We start from the raw sequence: 19393 nt of genomic DNA, 5'->3' as shown, positions 1-19393 counted from the left end.
TCGCTACCAATACGTAGCCTTGACCAATTGGATCACTCCACTTGCTCTTCAAGAAGCTGGCTGATGAACTCTTTGGCCTCGTCTGCCGACTCTTGAGCAATAAACCATTGTTTTTGCGCATTAGAAAGCGGCAATATCTCCAGCCAGCGCTGGCAACTCCAGGTTAGATCATCAAAAGGTGGCGCCTCATATTGTTCTGCGTGCTCAGGATGGGCTGCAAACACATGTTTTAGCCCGGATGCGATGCGTTCTTTATCGTCGGCTTGGTCCTCGTCCAAATACTCGTCATGAGGCCAGTCATCGAGAGCACGTATGTCACCCACCCATAATTTATCGGCTTCTTGATCGGTCGATAGAATTTCCACACGTTGACGGCCGGCGATCGTAATCCCCAATAAACCATCAGGGAGTGTTTCAAAATCGACAATGTCGACCAGCGTGCCGTATTTATATAGGCGTTTCCCCTGCATCATTGCCAATACAAACCCTTCTTGGTTTGCAGAGCACTCACGGACGAGGCGCAAATAACGCGGTTCAAAAATGCGCAGTTTTGCCCTGCCACCTGGAAGCAAAAACAGGGGCAAAGGAAACAGCTTAGCCATACTTATGCCTCCTTCTATCGATTCAACATGCTCCCCATTACGCGCAGTGCCGGCAATGCGATCAAGCCGAACCTTGTATCAAGCTAATCGTATTGACATTAATACTCGATATGGCATTCTAGAAGTCTAAATGGCTATTTGAAGGGTAAGGGAATGAAGATAAAACAACTTGGTGCCAGTCTCGCGTCACTACTCATCGCGGTATTGCTCTCAGGGTGCGCTGAGGAGAATGAAACGATTAAAATTGGCGCAACGGTAGGTCCTCATGCGCAAGTGGTTGAGTCGGTGGCTAAGCAAGCGAAAGAGGAGGGGATTGACGTTGAGGTTGTGGAATTCTCCGACTACATCTCGCCTAATGCAGGGCTAGCGGATGGCAGCTTGGATTTAAACAGCTATCAGCATCAGCCGTTTCTCGATAACTTCAACCAAAACCACGATAGCGAGTTGGTGGCGATTGGTCGCTCCATCTTAATGCGAATGGGGATTTATTCCGACAAAGTCGACAGTCTTGAGGCGTTAGCGAACGGCGCACAAATAGCGATCCCCAATGATCCCACTAATGCCGGTCGCGCGTTGTTATTGTTGGAAGACGCAGGATTGATTACGTTGGCTGACAATGTTGGTTTTAAAGCCACGCTGCAAGATGTTCAATCCAACCCTAAACAGCTCGAATTTGTGGAAGTAGAAGCGGCACAACTGCCGCGCAGTTTGCAAGATGTCGATGCCGCGGCGATCACCATGAACTATGTAATGTCATCAGGGCTTGATCCGAGCGAGCAGGGCATTTTCTTGGAATCTAAAGAAGCGCCGCTCGCCGTGATGGTGGTGGCCGCACGCAAAGAAGATCAAGATAACCCGACGTATCAGCGACTACTTGCGTTATTCCAATCAGACAAAACACGTCAGTTTTTGCAAGACACCTTCAATGGCACCATAGAGCCAGCATTCTAAGTTACCGTCACTAATATAATCGGTCAGTGCAATGCTGGCCGATAGCCAAACGTCACTATTTGTTTACCACTCATACAGTTATTACTGTTACCATAGTGCTCTATCGGTGATCCACCATGTGCTAGGATCGCGACGTCTACCTCCTCACATCACTAAAACGCATAGGAAATTGGATGCAATCGGCTAGCCGCCCATTTAATTGGTCGCCTGTGTTGCTGGCATGCCTGACCGTCAGTATTGGGCAATTCAGTATGGGCTTAGTATTTCCGTCTTTGCCCTGGATAGCTCGTGATTTCAATCTCAGTATGGACAACGTCCAGTTGCTGATCTCTGCCTATTTACTCGGCTTTGGGCCATCACAGTTTATCTACGGGCCGATCTCGGATGCACTTGGCCGTCGCCGCGTATTGTTAGCCGGTGTGTTGCTTTCACTGATTGGCCTAACCGTGATGGTGAGCTTTAGCGCCAGTTTCACCGGTTTGGTCATTGGCCGCTGCATCCAAGGAATGGGGACCGGCTGTTGTGCCGTGCTCTCACGTGCCTTTACTCGTGACTCTTATTCTGGCGATCAACTGCCGCAAGCGATGTCGTATTTGATTATGGTGGCGTCGTTGACCCCCATCGTCGCTCCTGTGATTGGCGGGTTTGTAAACCATAACCTAGGCTGGCTGGCGATCTTTATTTTGCTAATGGTGTATACCAGCTTGGTGTGGTGCGTGTTGTTTTTCCTGTTCAAAGAAAGCATGCACACTCGTTCGTCGTTGCCTAATGTGAAGGTGATCCTTGGTCGCTACGGTGCGCTGCTAAAAACACCGTATTTTCTTTATTTCGCCAGTATTAGTTGGCTTAACTTTACCTTGGTGATCACCACGGTGTCGCTGATGCCATTTTTAATGCAAGAGCGCATCGGTATGACCTCGGATCAATATGCGCTGTGGGCGCTTATTCCGACATGTGGCTTATTGCTGGGTAGCACACTGGTGTCGCGCATTCGGCCGCGTTTGGGCACCAAGCGTATGCTGCTAATGGCACCCGTGATGCAGCTCATCTCTGCGGTTTGGTTATGGCTGACGCCAATGGATCCTTTACTGCTGATGGTAGGGCAGTTCTTTATGGTGTTTGGTAACGGGATTGCGCTGCCGTGTTCGCAATCGCAGGTGATGCAACCTTACTCTAACCAAGCCGGCACTGTCGCCGCGCTCTCCGGTGGTGGACAGATGATTATTTCCGCGTTGATGAGTATGGCGTTATTGAGTTTGGGCGTTAGCGAAGCCTGGCACCTTGGCGTGGTGGTGGGCGTGTTTGCGCTGCTTTCTGTTCACAATATCTTCCGCGGTTTTGCGGCACCTACAGTCAACGTCGCTAGTACCCCGAGTGAGGCATCATGACAAATACACGGTTAGAAAAGAGTCTGTTTCCGCTGACAACCCCACGCCTGAGCATGCGGGCAATGACCAAAGCGGACTGGCCGTTGTTCCACCGCCTACACACGGAAAACGCCGTCATTGCGCAATGTTTTGACCCCATGCCACTGGATGAAATTGAAGCCCGATTTGAGCAACGGCTCGCATCCTGGTCCCCTGACGCTAAGCATTGGTTGTGTTTGGTAATCGTAGAGACGGCGACACAAACGCCAATCGGCGTCACCGGCTTTTTGCTTGAGCAGGATGTCGCGGAAGTCGGCTATTTACTGTTGCCGCCTTATCATCGACGTGGTTATGGGACTGAGTCTTTGCAGGCTGTCACCGATTTTGCCATCCATCATGGTAGTGCGCGAATCATCAATGCGACAGTGACCGCGGGTAACCTTGCTTCGGCGCGCGTGCTAGAAAAGGTAGGATTTCAACTTAGCCGTATTGATCCCGATGCCTTTGCTATTGGCGGTGTTTGTTACGACGACTGGATCTACACCTATACCGCAGCATGATTTAAGTGTTTCCCCAGATCACTGATTTTGTTTTGTTCGTTGACCTCAAGTTATCTTGAGGTTTTATCCTTGCTCTCGATGTTTAGCTTTCCAAGCTCAGTTTTCGATAGCACGGATAAAGGGAATGAATGATGACAACAATCGAACACGTAAATATGACTGTGGTGGACATGGATGCTGCGTTAGCGTTTTTGGCGGTGGCTGTCCCCGATTTTAAAATTCGCCAAGATGCCCAATCGCCAAAAGGATATCGTTGGGTGCATGTGGGCAATGAGCACTGCTACTTTGCACTGCAAGAGCCCAACCCAAGCTCAGAACCCAGCATACAGCCACGTAGTACCTATAAATCTCAAGGTGTGAATCATATTGGCTTGATCATTGATGACATCGATGCCATCCGCGAACGCCTACTTGAAAAAGGTTATCAACCCAATGGTTCAATGGCGCACGAAACCCACCGTAAGCGGATGTATTTCTATGACAAAGCCGGTTTTGAGTGGGAGTTGGTCGCTTACTCATCCGACAAAACCGAAGAAAGATATCTCTACGAGTAAGGCACAAAGCCGCACTGCTCGCTTTCCCAGATAGAAACACACCGCCCCATCTTCAACGGAGCGGTGTGTGCAGCATCGACTCTCTACTCACCAAAAAACTGCTTAATTGCGGTGATCATCCCTTGGGTGAGTTGGTGGAGTTGGTCGTCGCGGATGCAGTAGGGTGGCATTACATACACCAGTTTGCCGAAGGGGCGAACCCAAATGCCTTGGGCGGTCATTAAAGGCTGGATATCGGCCAGGTTTACCGGATCGGTCAGCTCTATCACGCCAATTGCGCCAAGCACACGCACGTCTGCCACACATTCCAATGCGCGAGCAGGCGCTAAGCCAGTTTTCAGCTGTTGCTCGATGTGTGCGACGGTCTGCGGCCAGTCACTTTCTAACAAGGTATCAATGCTGGCGCAGGCCACGGCACAGGCGAGTGGGTTGCCCATAAAGGTAGGACCGTGCATAAAACAGCCTGCATCACCGCTGCAGACGGTATCGGCCACATGGCGGGTGGTTAGCGTGGCGGCTAAGGTCATGTAGCCACCGGTCAGTGCTTTACCGACGCAGAGTATATCTGGGCTGATCCCCGCGTGGTCGCAAGCAAATAGTTTACCGGTGCGGCCAAATCCGGTGGCAATTTCATCCACAATCAGCAGCACATCAAATTCGTCGCATAGAGCGCGCACTTGGCGCAGGTATTCGGGATGATAAAAGCGCATACCACCTGCGCCTTGCACGATGGGCTCTAAGATCACCGCGGCCAGTTGGCCATGGTGGGTGGCCAGTGCGTCGCGCATAGGCTGAATGTCGTTAGGGCTCCAGTCACCGTCAAAGCGGCTTTGTGGCGACGGCACAAAATGATGCTGAGGCAGAAATCCTTTGTAGAGTTTGTGCATCGAATTATCAGGATCCGTCACCGACATGGCGGCGAACGTGTCGCCATGGTAGCCATGACGCAAGGTCAAAAACTGTGCGCGCGACTCGTCGCGTCCCTGCCAATATTGCATCGCCATTTTAAGTGCCACTTCTACTGACACAGAGCCTGAATCGGCCAAAAACACTTGCGTGAGCGGGGCGGGTGAATGCGCGACCAAGCGCTCGCAAAGCGATACCGCGGGCTGGTGGGTGAGACCGCCAAACATCACATGCGACATCTTATCGATTTGCTGATGCGCTGCGGCGTTTAAAGCAGGGTGGTTATAGCCGTGAATGGCTGCCCACCATGACGACATGCCATCAATCAGAGCGGTGCCATCTTCAAGATGTAGCTCGGCGCCGCTTGCGTGTGAGACAGGTAAGCATGGCAAAGGGTCGAGCGTTGAGGTGTAGGGGTGCCAGATATGCTCACGGTCAAAATGGGTGTTAGTGCTCATAAATAAATCAGATGTAAACCAGTGTGATCTTGTTGTGTTGACAGGTTAACGTCTGTGGGTAGACTAGCCAAGCATTAAAACGACAACAACGGGGAAAACCGCGTGGAAATAAGACACAACTGGACCGCACAGGAAGTGCAAGCATTGTTCGATAAACCCTTTATAGATTTGCTGTTTGAAGCGCAGCAAGTGCATCGTGAATATCATCCTGCCAACCAAGTGCAAGTGAGCACGCTGTTATCGATCAAAACCGGCGCCTGTCCAGAAGATTGCAAATATTGTCCGCAAAGTGCGCGGTATCGCACCGATGTTGAGAAAGAGCGCTTAATGGAAGTGGAACGCGTGCTTGAAGCGGCAGAAAAAGCCAAAGCCTCAGGCGCGACGCGCTTTTGCATGGGCGCGGCGTGGAAAAACCCCAAGCAACGCGATATGCCATATTTGCTCGATATGATCCAGGGCGTAAAAGGATTAGGGCTGGAAACCTGCATGACATTGGGCATGTTGGATGCCGAGCAAGCCAAGACTTTGTCGGAGGCGGGTTTGGATTACTACAACCACAATCTCGATACCTCGCCTGAGTTTTACGGCAACATTATTACCACGCGGACGTATCAAGAACGCCTTGATACCTTATCTAACGTGCGAGACGCGGGAATGAAGGTGTGTTCCGGCGGCATTATTGGGCTGGGCGAAAGTGCTCGCGATCGCGCAGGTTTGCTGGTTGAGCTGGCCAATATGCCTGCTCACCCAGAAAGCGTGCCGATTAACATGCTGGTCAAAGTAAAAGGTACGCCGCTTGAGGACGTCGATGACGTCGACCCGTTCGATTTCGTCCGCATTATCGCGGTGGCGCGGATCATGATGCCCAAATCGGCAGTGCGGCTGTCTGCCGGGCGCGAAGACATGAACGAGCAAATGCAAACCTTGTGCTTTATGGCTGGCGCCAACTCGATATTCTACGGCTGCAAGCTGTTGACCACACCAAACCCTGACGAAGATGCGGATATGCAGCTATTTAAAAAGCTGGGTATTAATCGCGAAGCGGTTAGCCAAAAGCCCGATCAAGTCACTGAGCACGACTTACTCGAGCAGGTGGCCGAGCGAGTGGCATCGCGCCCGCAAGAAGGCGATCTGTTCTACGATGCCAGTGTCTAAATCCCCATGACTGATACAACATCAGCGCTGACTCGTCGTTATCAGTGCGAACTGGCGACGCGACAGCAACAAGGCTTGTGGCGGCAAAATGGTGACAATGCCGTCGCCGAGTCATGGCGTAACTTTGCGGGTAATGATTACTTAGGCCTTGCGCAAGACCCGCGGCTGGTCAAAAAGGCGCAGCAGCATCTTGAACGCTGGGGTGTGGGCGCGACGGCCTCGCCGGTGGTATCTGGTTTTACCGCCGCGCATCAATCCCTTTGTGATCAGCTGTGTGACTGGCTGGGTTACCCGCAAGCGATACTGTTTAACAGTGGTTTTACCGCCAATCAGGCGTTGCTGTTTACACTGTTAGGTAAAGACGATGCCTTGTTTCAAGACAAACTCAACCACGCCTCCTTGATTGAGGCTGGCGTATTGAGCCCTGCCACACAGCGGCGTTTTCGTCATAACGACATGGCACACCTTCGCCAACTGCTCGCGAAGCAAACCCAGTCTTCCGCATCGCTGATTGTCTCGGAAGGGGTATTTAGCATGGATGGCGATGTGTCGCCAACCGAAAGCCTTGCCGCGATTGCCAACCAATCGGGCGCGCTCTGGGCTCTGGATGATGCGCATGGGATTGGCGTGTTAGGGCAAGAAGGCGAGGGCAGCATCAGTCGTGGCGCTCGGCCGGATATTTTAATCGTGACGTTTGGAAAAGCCTTGGGCGTCGCCGGCGCGGCAGTGTTGGCTTCTCCCACCATTATTGACTATTTGCGCCAGTTCGCTCGCCATTATGTGTACTCGACGGCCATGCCACCGGCGCAAGCGGCACTCATTGAGGATACGATTAGGCTGGCACGAACAGAGCACTGGCGGCGAGAAACACTCAGCGCCCATGCTGAACAGCTAGCGCAAGGGCTCCACGATTGGTTAGAGACGACGTCTGTTTTCGAACCGCGCGCTGGTAATCGGCAGCATTTACCGCGACTACTTGCGACGCCTAGCCCGATCAAACCGCTGATTATCGGCGATTTGGCAGCGTTACAGCAGGTAAATCACGCCTTGATGAAGGCCCATATCCGAGTAGGAGCGATTCGGCCACCGACTGTGCCTGCCAACACCGCACGTCTGCGGATCAGCCTGTCCGCGCAGCATCAAAAAACAGATATCACCGCACTGATTGAGGCGCTTAAACCGGTATTAGCGAGCGACAAAGTGTGTGGGGTGACAGCATGACCGTCGCCGATAAACAAGCGATTGCTCGAGCGTTTGGCCGAGCCGCGCCCCATTATGACGACAGTGCAACGTTGCAGCGCCGTGTCGGTCATCGGTTAATGGCATTGGCTGAGTCAGAGCAAAAGGCTATCCGACATGGCACCGTCTTAGATGTCGGCTGTGGCACCGGCTATTTCAGCCAGCAGTGGATGACTCACGCCAAGACAGTGATTGGGCTGGATCTCAGCGCCCCTATGCTTGCAACGGCAAAAGCGCGCTGTGGTGATGCCATGCTAGGCATACAAGCTGATGCGGAGCATTTGCCGCTGGCTGATAATAGTGTCGATCTGGCATTTAGCTCGTTAGCGCTGCAATGGTGTGACGATTTGCACGTGCCATTGGCGGAGCTAAGTCGGGTTGTTAAACCCGGCGGGCAAATTCTTGTTTCGACACTGCTCACCGGATCTTTGTGTGAACTCGACAGCGCGTGGCAACAAGCATGCGGCACGTCACGGGTGAACCGCTTTATCTCCTTCTCAGAGTTACAACAGGCGACCCAACACGCCGGGCTTAGACACGCAACCGTGTTGCAAGAAAGCGAACAGCTGACTTTTGCCAATGCCCATGCGGTGATGAAAAGTTTAAAAGGCATTGGCGCTACCTATCGCCCGCAAGGGGCGGGGCAGCAAGGGCTGGCGACAAGAGCGCAGTTTAGCGCGGTAGAAAAGGCGTATCAGCGTTTTGCACTCACCGCCAACACCTTACCGGCGACCTATCAAATTGGCTACATAGTGATTCACCATCATGCATGACAGTTACTTTATTACCGGCACCGACACCGAAGTGGGGAAAACCTATACTACGGCGGCGCTGTTGCACGCTTTTATCGCAAAGGGCTATCAAGCGGTGGGCTACAAGCCTGTCGCCGCTGGTACCGACTTAGCGCCTGATTACCAACTAAATAGTGACGCTGTCACTTTACAGCATGCCAGTGCGACTGCATTGCCGTATGCCGCGATCAACCCAGTGTTGTTAGAAACACCGTGTTCGCCGCACTGGGCGGCCGTGTTAGCCAACAAGCCCATCGATACCCAGATGTTGAGCGATGGGCTCGCGCATTTAAAACAGCAGGCCAGCCCAGTATTAGTAGAAGGGGCTGGAGGCTGGCAAGTGCCACTGAGTGAGACTGAAACGCTGGCCGATTGGGTGGTTGCCCACCAACTGCCAGTGATCATGGTGGTGGGAATAAAGCTTGGCTGTTTAAACCATGCTTTACTCACCGCAGAGGCCATACGTGCACGCGGGCTTACGTTAGCTGGATGGGTCGCAAACGCCGTGGATCCTAAGGCGCAGTACAGTGATGAAATGGTGCGCTACCTTGACGCGCATCTAGATGCGCCTTGTCTGGGACACTTGCCGTTTGCTGCCGATGCCTCGCCAGCACAATGCGCGAGCCACTTAGATATTACGCCGTTGTAAACATATTGCGAGAATGTAGCGATCAAAAAAGCCAGCGTTGTGCTGGCTTTTTGTCTATTTAGGTAGTCAATTGCGGGTAGACAATTACTTTTGGTCGTCTCGCACACCCATTAGGCTTTGCTGAACCTCGGCCATCTGGCGCGCCGCTGTCGCGTCATCCGACGCTAACCCAAGCTCTGAGCAGGCTTCATCGAAGCTCATGCCGAGATGACAGGTTAAGATGTCGATAGCGACTCGGTAGTTTTCTTGCTCTGCCATGGTCTCACTCCATTGATAACGCGTTGCGTTGTTAAGGTTAGGTTGTCCACACTGGGTGGTTGTAAACGTAACGGTTGATATGACCGCTGACTGCTCATTGCCTAGTGTCTTACATAGTGCATCAGCGTCATAGTTTTAAACAGCTGCGCATAAATTAGCCTGAGTAAACGGCGATGACAACTCGACCAAAGTCTATATTGGTGGTTTTTTGTCTTTTTTATTGGGCTTTCCTGTCTCAAAGATTGTTAAATGTTTGAATGGATTGTTAAAAATCCAACATTGCGCGGTATCACAATTTCTTTAGATCAGATCGGAATAACGTGCCACACTAACTGGTCGGTGCAGAGAGCTGGATGGTACGGGTGCCATAAGCGACGACCGGGATTTATTCGTAACAAATTGCATCAAAGGATTGTTTTTATCATTAATGCCCATACTATTTTTATCATTACAACAAATAAGCGCTAAACACTGGGTTTAAGCGACGGAGACACACCATGAAACGCTTAGGATTATTTCTCGCTACCAACCTCGCGGTTCTGATCGTATTCAGCATTGTGCTGAATATCATTTATGCCGTCACAGGCATGCAGCCGGGCAGCTTGTCAGGATTGTTAGTATTGGCGGCCGTATTCGGGTTTGGCGGCTCGTTTATATCGTTGCTGATGTCAAAATCAATGGCATTGCGCTCGGTGGGGGCGCAAGTGATTGAGCACCCACGCAACGAAACCGAGCACTGGCTAATGAATACGGTCAGTCAACAGGCGCAGCGCGCTGGCATTGGCATGCCAACCGTAGCCGTATACAACTCACCTGACATCAACGCCTTTGCCACCGGTGCAAAACGTAATGATTCTGTGGTGGCGGTATCAAGCGGTCTGCTGCAAAACATGACCCGTGATGAGGCCGAAGCCGTGCTGGCACACGAAATCAGCCACATTGCTAATGGCGACATGGTCACCATGACCTTGATGCAAGGGGTGGTGAACACCTTCGTGATCTTTATTGCTCGTGTCATCGCCGGTGCGGTCAGCGGCATGAACAGCGACGAAGAAGGCGAAGGCGGCGGCAACTGGATGATGTACTTCTTGGTGTCGTCAGTGCTAGAAATCGTGTTTGGCATTCTGGCCAGCATTCTCACCATGTGGTTTAGCCGTCATCGCGAATTCCGCGCCGATGCAGGCTCGGCGCAGCTGGTGGGCAAACAGAAAATGATTGCCGCACTGGAGCGTTTGAAAGTCAGCCACGAGCCGAAACTGGAAGGCTCAATGATGGCATTTGGCATCAACGGTAAGAAAACGCTGAGTGAGCTTTTTATGACTCACCCACCGCTAGAAAAACGTATCGATGCCTTGCGCCGTGGCGACTATCTATAACCGGATAGCGATAACGTCGAGTCATCGATTAAGCGGCCTGCGGGCCGCTTTTTGTTTGTGCGCGACGCCACTTTATTCCTTCACTAGCAAGCACCGCACCCAATACAATTAACGCCATCGCCACCACGGTAAGCGCGCTGACGGTTTCCGAGAATACGGGGATCGCGATCAATGCGGCCACCACAGGCGTGAATGCGCCTATTGCGGCACTCATTTCTGCGCCCAAACGGCGAATCGCAAACGCATAGCTGTAATTGGCAATGATCCCCACGCCTAAGCCTTGCGCCAGTACATGGTAGCCCAGCTCACCGAGAGGGGCTTGGAGTAGATTAAACGAGATAAGCCCGCTCATCGCGCCCACCGGTAGCAGTAAGACGGCCGATATCGCGAGCACCGCGCCGGCTTCTGCGGCATTTAAGCCCGTGACACGTACGCCAATGGTAAACCACGCCCAACTGATGCTGGCTGCGAGCAAAATCAAATGGCCTTGCGTCACGCTCCACGGCGAGAAGAACAGCGAATGCCATAAAAATGCACCTATGCCGGTGACGATCAGCCCAATCCCTAATCGCCGTCCCACCGAGAGCGACTCGCCATAAACGCCCCAAGCAATCGCAGAGACAAACAGTGGCAAGATCCCAGGAATCAACGAGGCACCATCGGCGACAGGGGCAAACTGCATACCTGTGGCGGCGAGCAGATAAAACGGTAAACCGGCCCCGAAGGCAATCGCAAACAGATAACGTTTAGGCACGGAGGCAATATGGCGCACCCGATGACGGCTCAGCCAACCAAATAGGAGGGCGGCAGGTAAAAAGCGCAGTAGGGCAATATCGCCACTGGTTAACACCGACTGGCTGGCCTGACGCAAGGAGATAAACAGGCTCGCCCAAATGGTCACGGTAACAAGCATGGCGGCGAGGCCTAATAAACGTTGAGAGGTGGCAGGCATGGTTGATCACTTCCTTGTTAATAGATGCGGTTAGTGTGGCAGCGTCAAAGGAGGGATTGGTGGCAAAGTAACGGGTAGTTTCATCCTTTATTAGTGGTTATCATCGGTTAGCATTGAATAATTGATGAAAATTACCAAGGAGAGGGTTTGGACAGTAAAGACAAAGCCATTCTGGCGCTGTTACAAGACGATGCGCGCCGCACGACCGCAGAGATTGCCGATGCGGTCGGGCTGTCGTTTTCGCCTTGTGCAAGACGAATCAAAAAGCTGGAAGCCGATGGGGTGATAGCGTCCTATCAGGTCACGCTCGACCGCCAACGGATTGGGCTACACATGACCTTTTTCGTCAATGTGAGTTTGAGCAATCACCGAGAAGAGGCGATTGTTACTTTTGAGCACGCACTGGTGGAAATGGATGAAGTCATCAACGGCCACGTGATTTCTGGCACCTATGACTATTTACTGGAAGTAGTGACACGCGATTTACCCCACTATGAAGCCTTTATGCGCCAGCTGCAAACCTTGGCGATGGTTAAAGACATTAATACCAATGTGGCGATCCGCGCGGTAAAACAAGGCGCGGCGCTAAAAGTATAGCGCCGCGCCATTATTGTGAGATGGTTGTTAGCGACTAGCGACTAGCGACTAGCGACTAGCGATTAGCGAATAGCGATTAGCTAAGGTGCTGGCTTAACCAGTCGCTAAAGGCGTTTTGTGGCAGGGCACCGTTCATCATGTCAACGCGCTCGCCGTTTTTAAACACCATTAGCGTTGGAATACTGCGAATACGATACTGCGCGGCCAATGCTTGCTGCGCTTCGGTATCGATTTTGACAAAGCGTGCTCGGCCTTCCTCTTGCTCGGCCACTGCCGCAAAGGCAGGGGCGAAGCTTTGGCATGGTCCACACCACGGGGCCCAAAAATCGACCACGACAGGCACATCGCTATTTAGCAGCGCGTTAAAGTTTTCGCTGGTGCCCTCAATCGGTTTACCGTCCAGCACATCAGACTGGCACTTGCCGCATTTGGGCGCGTCATTGACCCGCTCGTTCGGGATGCGGTTCATGGCTTGGCAGTGAGGGCAGCGTGAGGTCAAGGTTGTCATGGTGTTTCCTCGTTGAATTATTTGTGCCTAATATAAGTGGATAATTCGGCTCGCCCAAGTTGAAATTATCAATCACTCAAATAGAAAAAGCCGATGACATGGCACCGGCTTTCATCACAGGTAATTGATGCATTTCGCGCTAGAGTGCGTCCACCACCTTGAGGATGGCACTGAGCATATCGCGACCGAATGCTTGGCTGCGCGCCGGTGACCAACCAAAATCTGAGTCCGGTTGGTCGTTATGATCTTTAAACGGCATTTCAACGGTATACGACAAGCAGTTGAAACGCTCACCAATCCAGTTTGAGCCCACGGTCAGATTGGCCTTACCAGGGGCATCTTTGTCATAGCCGTGCTCGTCTTGGAACTCAGGCGTCACGGTGAGTAAGGCACGCTTAAACCTGTCCTCTAAATCCGCCATACGCGCATCGTAAGAAGGGATCCCCTCGCAACCGGCAACAAAGTTATACGGAATCGCCTCATCACCGTGGATATCGAGGCACATTTTCACCCCAGTTTGTTCCATGCGCGCACGAACATGATACACCTCAGGGCTGCGCTCAAGCGTAGGAGCTTGCCATTCGCGGTTTAAGTTGGCACCTACTGCATTGGTGCGCAGGTGGCCGCGCACGCTGCCATCGGGGTTCATATTGGGCACGATGTAAAAGTCTGCCTTTTCCAACAGCGCGCGGGCGGTGGTGTCGGTGTCGTCAAGCAATCGGTCGAGCAAACCCTCGATAAACCACTCTGCCATGGTTTCGCCAGGGTGTTGGCGAGCAATCAGCCAAATCGGTGTTTTTGCTTGCGCAGACTCACTGAGCTCTGAGCGGATTTTCAAAAGGCTAATATCACGCCCGTCCACGGTCTGGCCGAGGGTTTCTAGCTGACATTGTGGATAGGTCTGCGCTTGGTGAATTAAATCCAAATGGCGCTCATAGCTATACGGCGCAAAGTAGGCGAAATACATCGAGCCATGTTGCGGCGTCACCTTAATGGTGAGTGTATCGCCGTCAAATTCAGTGGGGACGCGGAACCAGGTATCGCGATCGTAAGAGGCGACGGCTTGATAATCTTTCCAGCCTTCAGGGTAGGCCGAGCCTGCCAGTTGCTGAATATGCAATGTGTGAGCCTGATTGACTTGCGCCTCTAAGCGAAAGTGAAACCATTGGTAAAATTCAGATTGGTTGTCGTTATGAATGGCAAGCTGAATGTTGTTGATGTCGTCATCGTTAACAACGCGGATATTCCCGCTGTCGAACTGGCTAAAAATACGCATAGAGCATCCTTTATCGGTTTGAGAGGCCAGCTGTGTTTGCACCTACATTTCGCCTTTTGTGGTAAAACCGTTCTCGACGATCTTGCCCCAACTATCTACTCATTTAGGCAAGATGGCTTTACTGGCTTATTATTAACAGTATTGCGCCTTATCTTGTCGTACCTCGTCTTAGCTGGCAAGGTGCCCTTATCACGCTATGACTATCTTTTTCCACAGTGATTATCTTTTCCTCAACAAATAAGGAGCCACTATGCATTTGCAGGATCCTGAGCTTTTAAAAACGCAGGCACTGATCAATGGCAAGTGGGTTGATGCCGATAGCCAACAAACCCGCGCAGTGACTAATCCTGCGAACGGAGACCACTTGGCGACGGTGCCCAATATGGGGGCTGAAGAAACTCACCGCGCCATTGATGCCGCGGATGCCGCGCTACCCGAATGGCGAGATTTAACCGCCAAAGCACGGGCTGACGTGCTTTATCGCTGGTACGAGCTGATGCTTGAGCACAAAGATGATTTAGCCGCAATCATGACCGCCGAGCAAGGCAAGCCGCTAAAAGAAGCCGCGGGCGAGATCCAATACGCGGCGTCGTTTTTACAGTGGTTTGCTGAAGAAGCGAAGCGCGTGTATGGCGCGACTATTCCGGCGGAGCAAGCGGATAAGCGTATTTCCGTGATCAAGCAGCCGATTGGCGTGACCGCGGCGATCACCCCGTGGAACTTTCCGGCGGCAATGATCACCCGTAAAGCGGCCGCGGCACTGGCGGCGGGTTGCACCATGGTGGTTAAGCCAGCCAGTGATACGCCGTTATCGGCATTGGCTCTCGGTGAGCTCGCGTTGCGAGCCGGTCTGCCTGCTGGGGTGATCAGTGTAGTGACTGGGGCGTCGGGCCCCATCGGCGATACCTTATGCGCCGACAGACGCGTTCGTAAGCTCTCGTTTACCGGCTCCACTGAAATCGGCGCACAGTTGATGGAAAAGTGTGCCCCAAGTATCAAAAAGCTCTCGTTGGAGTTAGGTGGCAACGCGCCCTTTATTGTGTTTGATGATGCCGATATCGACGCCGCGGTTGAAGGTGCGGTGGCAGCCAAGTTTCGTAACGCAGGGCAAACCTGTGTCTGTGTGAACCGCATCTACGTGCAAGCGGGTGTGTATGAAGCTTTTGCCGAAAAATTTACCCAAGCGGTAAGTCAATTGCAGGTAGGGAAAGGCACCGACGACGGTGTAGACATTGGCCCTCTCATTAACAAAGGGGCGATGGACAAAGTGAATGCCCACCTGGACGATGCCAAGCAAAAAGGCGCTGCGATTGAACTGGGTGGCGCGCGCCCTGAGCTAGGTGAAAACTATACCCAACCGGCGGTGATTAAATACGCCACCCCAGCGATGCGGATAGCCAAAGAAGAAACCTTTGGCCCCGTGGCACCGCTGTTCTCGTTCGAGGACGAAGCAGACGCTATTGCCATGGCCAATGATACCGAATTTGGTTTAGCCTCTTACTTTTATGCCAAAGACATCAGCCGCGTGCACCGGGTGGCAGAAGCGCTGGAGTACGGCATGGTGGGGATCAACACCGGCTTGATTTCGACCGCGGTAGCACCCTTTGGTGGGGTGAAGCAATCAGGCCTTGGCCGTGAAGGCTCTAAATGGGGACTGGATGAGTACCTAGAAATGAAGTACTTATGCTTAAGCTTGTCTTAGCCTCGGTGATTGCCCCGCGAAGTGTTAAAAATTGCTGACACGTAAAGCGGGTTTTACGCTGTTTCTTGCAGTCAACTTGCCTCGAATGTCACCAAATTGGTGATAATTCAGTCAGGTTGACTGTTTTTTGGTGGCTTGATGTATGAATATTTGCATTTGCCCACATCCGCTCTGTTGTTGGCTTTTCATCCGTGGTAAAACTCAAGTAATATGCGTAAGAGAAGTCCAACCGTTGCCTTGTTGCAGCAAGTTGGCGAACCAAACCAAGTGGAGATACAAGATTGATCAATGTGTTCCTTGTAGATGATCACGAGCTGGTTCGCACAGGGATTCGACGTCTTTTAGAAGACGTTCGTGGCATAAAAGTGGTAGGGGAAGCCGACAGCGGTGAAGCTGCACTCAAGTGGTGCCGGCAAAATCACGCCGATATTGTCCTAATGGACATGAATATGCCAGGCATCGGTGGGTTAGAGGCGACACGCAAGTTGCTTCGTTACTCGCCGGACGCCAAGATTATCGTGCTCACGATCCATACAGAAAATCCGTTTCCAACCAAGGTGATGCAAGCCGGCGCGGCGGGTTATTTAACCAAAGGCGCCGGTGCCGATGAAGTGGTGAACGCGATCCGCATGGTCAACAGCGGTCAGCGTTATATTTCACCGGACATTGCCCAGCAAATGGCACTCAGTCAGTTCTCTGCCTCTTCAGATAATCCTTTCAAAGAACTGTCAGAGCGTGAATTACAGATCATGCTGATGATCACCAAAGGGCAAAAGGTTACCGACATTTCCGAGCAACTTAGCCTGAGCCCGAAAACGGTGAACAGTTACCGTTATCGCTTATTCAGCAAGTTGGGGATCAATGGCGATGCGGAATTGACCCACCTTGCTATCAGGCACGGCATGCTCGACACCGAAACCCTGTAACGCGAAGTAATCCAGGACGAGACCGCGCAGTGCCGAACACCTTCGATGCGAAAAGCTTTCTAAAAACCGTTCCTCACCAGCCCGGCGTTTATCGCATGATGAACGCCGCGGGTGAAATTATCTATGTGGGCAAGGCCAAAGACCTTAGCAAACGCCTAGCCAGCTACTTTCGGGTGCAGGTTTCCAGTGAGAAAACCAAAGCCTTGGTGCGTAACATCGCCGATGTAGAGGTGACGGTGACCCACACCGAAACCGAAGCATTGATCCTTGAGCACAACCTGATCAAGCAGCACCGCCCTAAATACAATGTATTGCTGCGAGACGATAAGTCTTACCCTTACATCTACCTCAGTGCTCACGAGCATCCGCGGCTAGCGATCCACCGTGGCGCGAAAAAGAAAAAGGGCGAATACTTTGGTCCCTTCCCTGATGCCAATGCGGTACGCAAAAGCCTGCATCTGTTGCAGAAAATATTCCCGGTTCGCCAGTGTGAAGACTCGGTGTATGCCAACCGCAGCCGGCCTTGCTTAATGTATCAAATTGGTCGCTGCTCTGGCCCTTGTGTGCCGGGGCTGATTAGTGATGACGACTACGCCGAGCAAGTCAATTTCGCGCGCATGTTTTTGCAAGGCAAAGACCGCGAAGTGATCGACAGCCTGGTCGCCAAAATGGAAACCGCCAGCCAACAGCTGCAATTTGAAAAGGCGGCGGAATACCGCGACCAAATCCAAGCGTTGCGCCGCGTACAAGAGCAGCAATTTGTTTCGCAAGACAGTGATGATGATATCGACGTTATCGGCTTTGCATTAGAAAACGGGGTGGCGTGCATTCATGTGCTCTTCCTGCGCCAAGGCAAAGTGCTGGGCAGTCGAAGCCACTTTCCTAAGATGCCGGCAGAAACCGACCCTGGTGAAGTGGTCTCAAGTTTTGTCAGCCAGTTTTATCTGGCGCAAGCGGAAGGGCGCACCATTCCCAGCCATATTTTGATTTCTGACGATATCGGCGATGATCTGGGTTGGCTATCGAATACCTTGAGTGAAATAGCCGGTCGCAATGTGCGCTTACAAAGCCGTCCGCGTGGGGCCAGAGCCCGCTTTTTGAAGCTGGCCAACACCAATGCGCGCACTGCTTTGACCAGCAAAATCAACCATCGGATGACCATCCAGAATCGTTACCAAGCGCTGCAAGAGACACTGGGCTTAGAGCCGGTTAAGCGGATGGAGTGCTTTGATATCAGCCACACCATGGGCGAGAAAACGGTCGCCTCTTGCGTGGTGTTTAACCAAGACGGGCCGCTGAAAAAAGAGTATCGCCGTTACAACATTGAGGGGATCACCGGCGGCGATGATTATGCCGCGATGGCGCAGGTACTGACGCGCCGTTATAGCAAGCAAGTCGAGCCAGAAAAAATCCCCGATATCATTGTCATCGATGGGGGGAAGGGCCAGCTTAGCCGTGCTTGGGAGGTGCTCGAGCCGTTGATTGCTGATTGGCCGGTTAACCCGCTCATTTTAGGGGTGGCTAAAGGCACCAGCCGTAAGCCGGGGCTCGAAACCTTGATTAAGGTCTCGGGCGAAGAGTTTTCGCTGCCTGCAGACTCGCCGGCGTTGCACCTTATTCAGCATATTCGCGATGAAAGCCACGATCATGCCATTGCCGGACACCGCGCGGCACGGGGCAAAGCACGCAAGCAAAGTGTGCTCACCCAAATTGATGGCGTAGGCCCCAAACGCCGCCAGGCCTTGCTGAAATACTTGGGCGGGATTCAAGAGCTGAAAAACGCCAGTGTTGAAGAAATCGCCAAGGTGCCCGGGATCAGCGCCACATTGGCAGAGAAAATTCATTCCTCATTGCAAGGTTAGTGGCAATGGGGCACCATAACCCAGTTAATCCTAAAATAAAAAGCTGAGCATGCGTCTAAATATACCTACCATTTTGACCTTTTTGCGCATTGCGCTTATTCCGGTCTTTGTTGTTGCCTACTATCTACCTTATGCCTGGGCGCCGTTTGCGGCAGCACTGATTTTTGTGATTGCTGGTGCCACCGATTGGTTAGATGGCTATTTAGCGCGTCGCTTAAAGCAATCGACCCGTTTTGGTGCCTTTTTAGATCCCGTCGCCGACAAGGTGATGGTGGCGATTGCCATGGTGCTGATTGTTGAACACTACGCCTCTATTTGGATCACCATTCCCGCGGCAACCATGATTGCGCGTGAGGTGATTATCTCGGCCCTGCGCGAGTGGATGGCCGAAATCGGCAAACGTGCCAGCGTCGCGGTCTCTTGGGTGGGGAAATTTAAAACCGGCTCACAAATGTTCGCACTGACCATGCTGCTTTGGCATGGCGCGCCGTGGATTGAATGGTTAGGTTACATTGCGCTGTACGCTGCGGCAGGTCTGACCTATTGGTCAATGTATCAGTACATGATGGCAGCCAAAGACGACTTGCTTGCCGACCCGGAGGATGAATAATCCGGGCACTCAGCAAACGCATTCACGTCCGTGACCTATCAATAAAAACGCAGCCAGGATTTGGCTGCGTTTTTTGTTTGCTGCTGGTGGCAGC

At 52.3% G+C, this 19393-nt stretch carries 20 protein-coding genes; 14 read left to right on the top strand and 6 right to left on the bottom strand.

Annotated elements, in window-relative coordinates:
• Positions 1-32: 32 nt before the first annotated feature.
• On the bottom strand, positions 33-602 hold the full coding sequence (locus BZG74_RS07445) for an LON peptidase substrate-binding domain-containing protein (RefSeq protein WP_077772018.1): 570 nt from the start codon (positions 600-602) through the stop codon (positions 33-35).
• Between the two features lie 153 nt (positions 603-755).
• Between BZG74_RS07445 and BZG74_RS07440 the strand changes: the two genes are divergently transcribed.
• The 4 genes from BZG74_RS07440 to BZG74_RS07425 all read left to right on the top strand — a co-directional run bounded on the left by BZG74_RS07440 (position 756) and on the right by BZG74_RS07425 (position 4034).
• Entirely contained in the window at positions 756-1553 is a 798-nt protein-coding gene (locus BZG74_RS07440; protein WP_077772017.1) for a MetQ/NlpA family ABC transporter substrate-binding protein, read from the top strand.
• A 173-nt stretch (positions 1554-1726) separates the two neighbouring features.
• Entirely contained in the window at positions 1727-2941 is a 1215-nt protein-coding gene (locus BZG74_RS07435) for a multidrug effflux MFS transporter (RefSeq protein WP_077772016.1), read from the top strand.
• Positions 2938-3480 (top strand): GNAT family N-acetyltransferase, encoded by a 543-nt coding sequence (locus BZG74_RS07430; RefSeq protein ID WP_077772015.1) that lies wholly within the window; start codon positions 2938-2940, stop codon positions 3478-3480. Before BZG74_RS07435 ends, BZG74_RS07430 begins: the two co-directional genes overlap by 4 nt.
• Positions 3481-3611: 131 nt before the next feature.
• A complete protein-coding gene (locus tag BZG74_RS07425; protein WP_077772014.1) occupies positions 3612-4034 on the top strand; it encodes a VOC family protein in 423 nt (140 codons plus the stop codon).
• An 83-nt stretch (positions 4035-4117) separates the two neighbouring features.
• Here the strand turns inward: BZG74_RS07425 and bioA are convergent, their stop codons facing one another.
• A complete protein-coding gene (bioA, locus tag BZG74_RS07420; RefSeq protein WP_077772013.1) occupies positions 4118-5398 on the bottom strand; it encodes an adenosylmethionine--8-amino-7-oxononanoate transaminase in 1281 nt (426 codons plus the stop codon).
• Positions 5399-5500: 102 nt separating this feature from the next.
• On the opposite strand from bioA, the gene bioB reads away from it, so the two are divergent.
• From bioB to bioD, 4 genes are read left to right on the top strand one after another with little or no spacing between them, the layout of a single operon-like run.
• Positions 5501-6553: a biotin synthase BioB gene (gene bioB / locus BZG74_RS07415; protein WP_077772012.1), complete on the top strand. Its 1053-nt coding sequence runs from the start codon at positions 5501-5503 to the stop codon at positions 6551-6553.
• A gap of 6 nt (positions 6554-6559) precedes the next feature.
• A complete protein-coding gene (locus BZG74_RS07410) occupies positions 6560-7774 on the top strand; it encodes an 8-amino-7-oxononanoate synthase (RefSeq protein ID WP_077772011.1) in 1215 nt (404 codons plus the stop codon).
• Positions 7771-8565 carry a malonyl-ACP O-methyltransferase BioC gene (gene bioC / locus BZG74_RS07405; protein ID WP_077772010.1) on the top strand — a complete coding sequence of 265 codons (795 nt, stop codon included), beginning with the start codon at positions 7771-7773 and terminating at the stop codon, positions 8563-8565. Before BZG74_RS07410 ends, bioC begins: the two co-directional genes overlap by 4 nt.
• The gene (gene bioD, locus BZG74_RS07400) at positions 8558-9232 is read left to right on the top strand and encodes a dethiobiotin synthase (protein ID WP_077772009.1); all 675 of its coding nucleotides are present in this window, start codon (positions 8558-8560) and stop codon (positions 9230-9232) included. The genes bioC and bioD overlap by 8 nt, the downstream gene beginning before the upstream one ends.
• Positions 9233-9316: 84 nt before the next feature.
• Here bioD and BZG74_RS15690 read toward each other — a convergent pair whose 3' ends face one another.
• The gene (locus tag BZG74_RS15690; RefSeq protein WP_046073094.1) at positions 9317-9490 is read right to left on the bottom strand and encodes a hypothetical protein; all 174 of its coding nucleotides are present in this window, start codon (positions 9488-9490) and stop codon (positions 9317-9319) included.
• Positions 9491-9987: 497 nt separating this feature from the next.
• On the opposite strand from BZG74_RS15690, the gene htpX reads away from it, so the two are divergent.
• The gene (htpX, locus tag BZG74_RS07395) at positions 9988-10866 is read left to right on the top strand and encodes a protease HtpX (RefSeq protein ID WP_077600609.1); all 879 of its coding nucleotides are present in this window, start codon (positions 9988-9990) and stop codon (positions 10864-10866) included.
• Positions 10867-10894: 28 nt separating this feature from the next.
• Here htpX and BZG74_RS07390 read toward each other — a convergent pair whose 3' ends face one another.
• A complete protein-coding gene (locus tag BZG74_RS07390; RefSeq protein WP_077772008.1) occupies positions 10895-11818 on the bottom strand; it encodes a DMT family transporter in 924 nt (307 codons plus the stop codon).
• 147 nt (positions 11819-11965) lie between these two features.
• Between BZG74_RS07390 and BZG74_RS07385 the strand changes: the two genes are divergently transcribed.
• The gene (locus BZG74_RS07385; RefSeq protein WP_077772007.1) at positions 11966-12415 is read left to right on the top strand and encodes an Lrp/AsnC family transcriptional regulator; all 450 of its coding nucleotides are present in this window, start codon (positions 11966-11968) and stop codon (positions 12413-12415) included.
• Between the two features lie 76 nt (positions 12416-12491).
• Here BZG74_RS07385 and trxC read toward each other — a convergent pair whose 3' ends face one another.
• Both trxC and BZG74_RS07375 read right to left on the bottom strand, forming a co-directional pair.
• Positions 12492-12923, bottom strand: a complete 432-nt coding sequence (gene trxC / locus BZG74_RS07380) for a thioredoxin TrxC (RefSeq protein ID WP_077772006.1) — start codon at positions 12921-12923, stop codon at positions 12492-12494.
• 139 nt (positions 12924-13062) lie between these two features.
• Positions 13063-14199 (bottom strand): M14 family metallopeptidase, encoded by a 1137-nt coding sequence (locus BZG74_RS07375; protein WP_077772173.1) that lies wholly within the window; start codon positions 14197-14199, stop codon positions 13063-13065.
• Positions 14200-14449: 250 nt separating this feature from the next.
• Here BZG74_RS07375 and BZG74_RS07370 point away from each other — a divergent pair, with 250 nt between their 5' ends.
• From BZG74_RS07370 to pgsA, 4 genes are all read left to right on the top strand, one after another.
• Positions 14450-15901, top strand: coding sequence for an NAD-dependent succinate-semialdehyde dehydrogenase (locus tag BZG74_RS07370; protein ID WP_077772005.1), 1452 nt, complete (start codon positions 14450-14452; stop codon positions 15899-15901).
• A 281-nt stretch (positions 15902-16182) separates the two neighbouring features.
• Positions 16183-16827, top strand: a complete 645-nt coding sequence (gene uvrY / locus BZG74_RS07365; RefSeq protein ID WP_077772004.1) for a UvrY/SirA/GacA family response regulator transcription factor — start codon at positions 16183-16185, stop codon at positions 16825-16827.
• A 29-nt stretch (positions 16828-16856) separates the two neighbouring features.
• Positions 16857-18689: an excinuclease ABC subunit UvrC gene (uvrC, locus tag BZG74_RS07360; RefSeq protein ID WP_077668267.1), complete on the top strand. Its 1833-nt coding sequence runs from the start codon at positions 16857-16859 to the stop codon at positions 18687-18689.
• A 49-nt stretch (positions 18690-18738) separates the two neighbouring features.
• Positions 18739-19299 (top strand): CDP-diacylglycerol--glycerol-3-phosphate 3-phosphatidyltransferase, encoded by a 561-nt coding sequence (gene pgsA / locus BZG74_RS07355; RefSeq protein WP_077668268.1) that lies wholly within the window; start codon positions 18739-18741, stop codon positions 19297-19299.
• The last annotated feature ends 94 nt before the right edge of the window (positions 19300-19393 follow it).

Source organism: Salinivibrio sharmensis (genome assembly GCF_001995985.1).
GTDB classification, from domain to species: Bacteria; Pseudomonadota; Gammaproteobacteria; order Enterobacterales; family Vibrionaceae; genus Salinivibrio; species Salinivibrio sharmensis.
The sequence above is the reverse complement of the archived record's forward strand: the minus strand, read 5'-3'. Positions and strand labels throughout refer to the sequence as shown.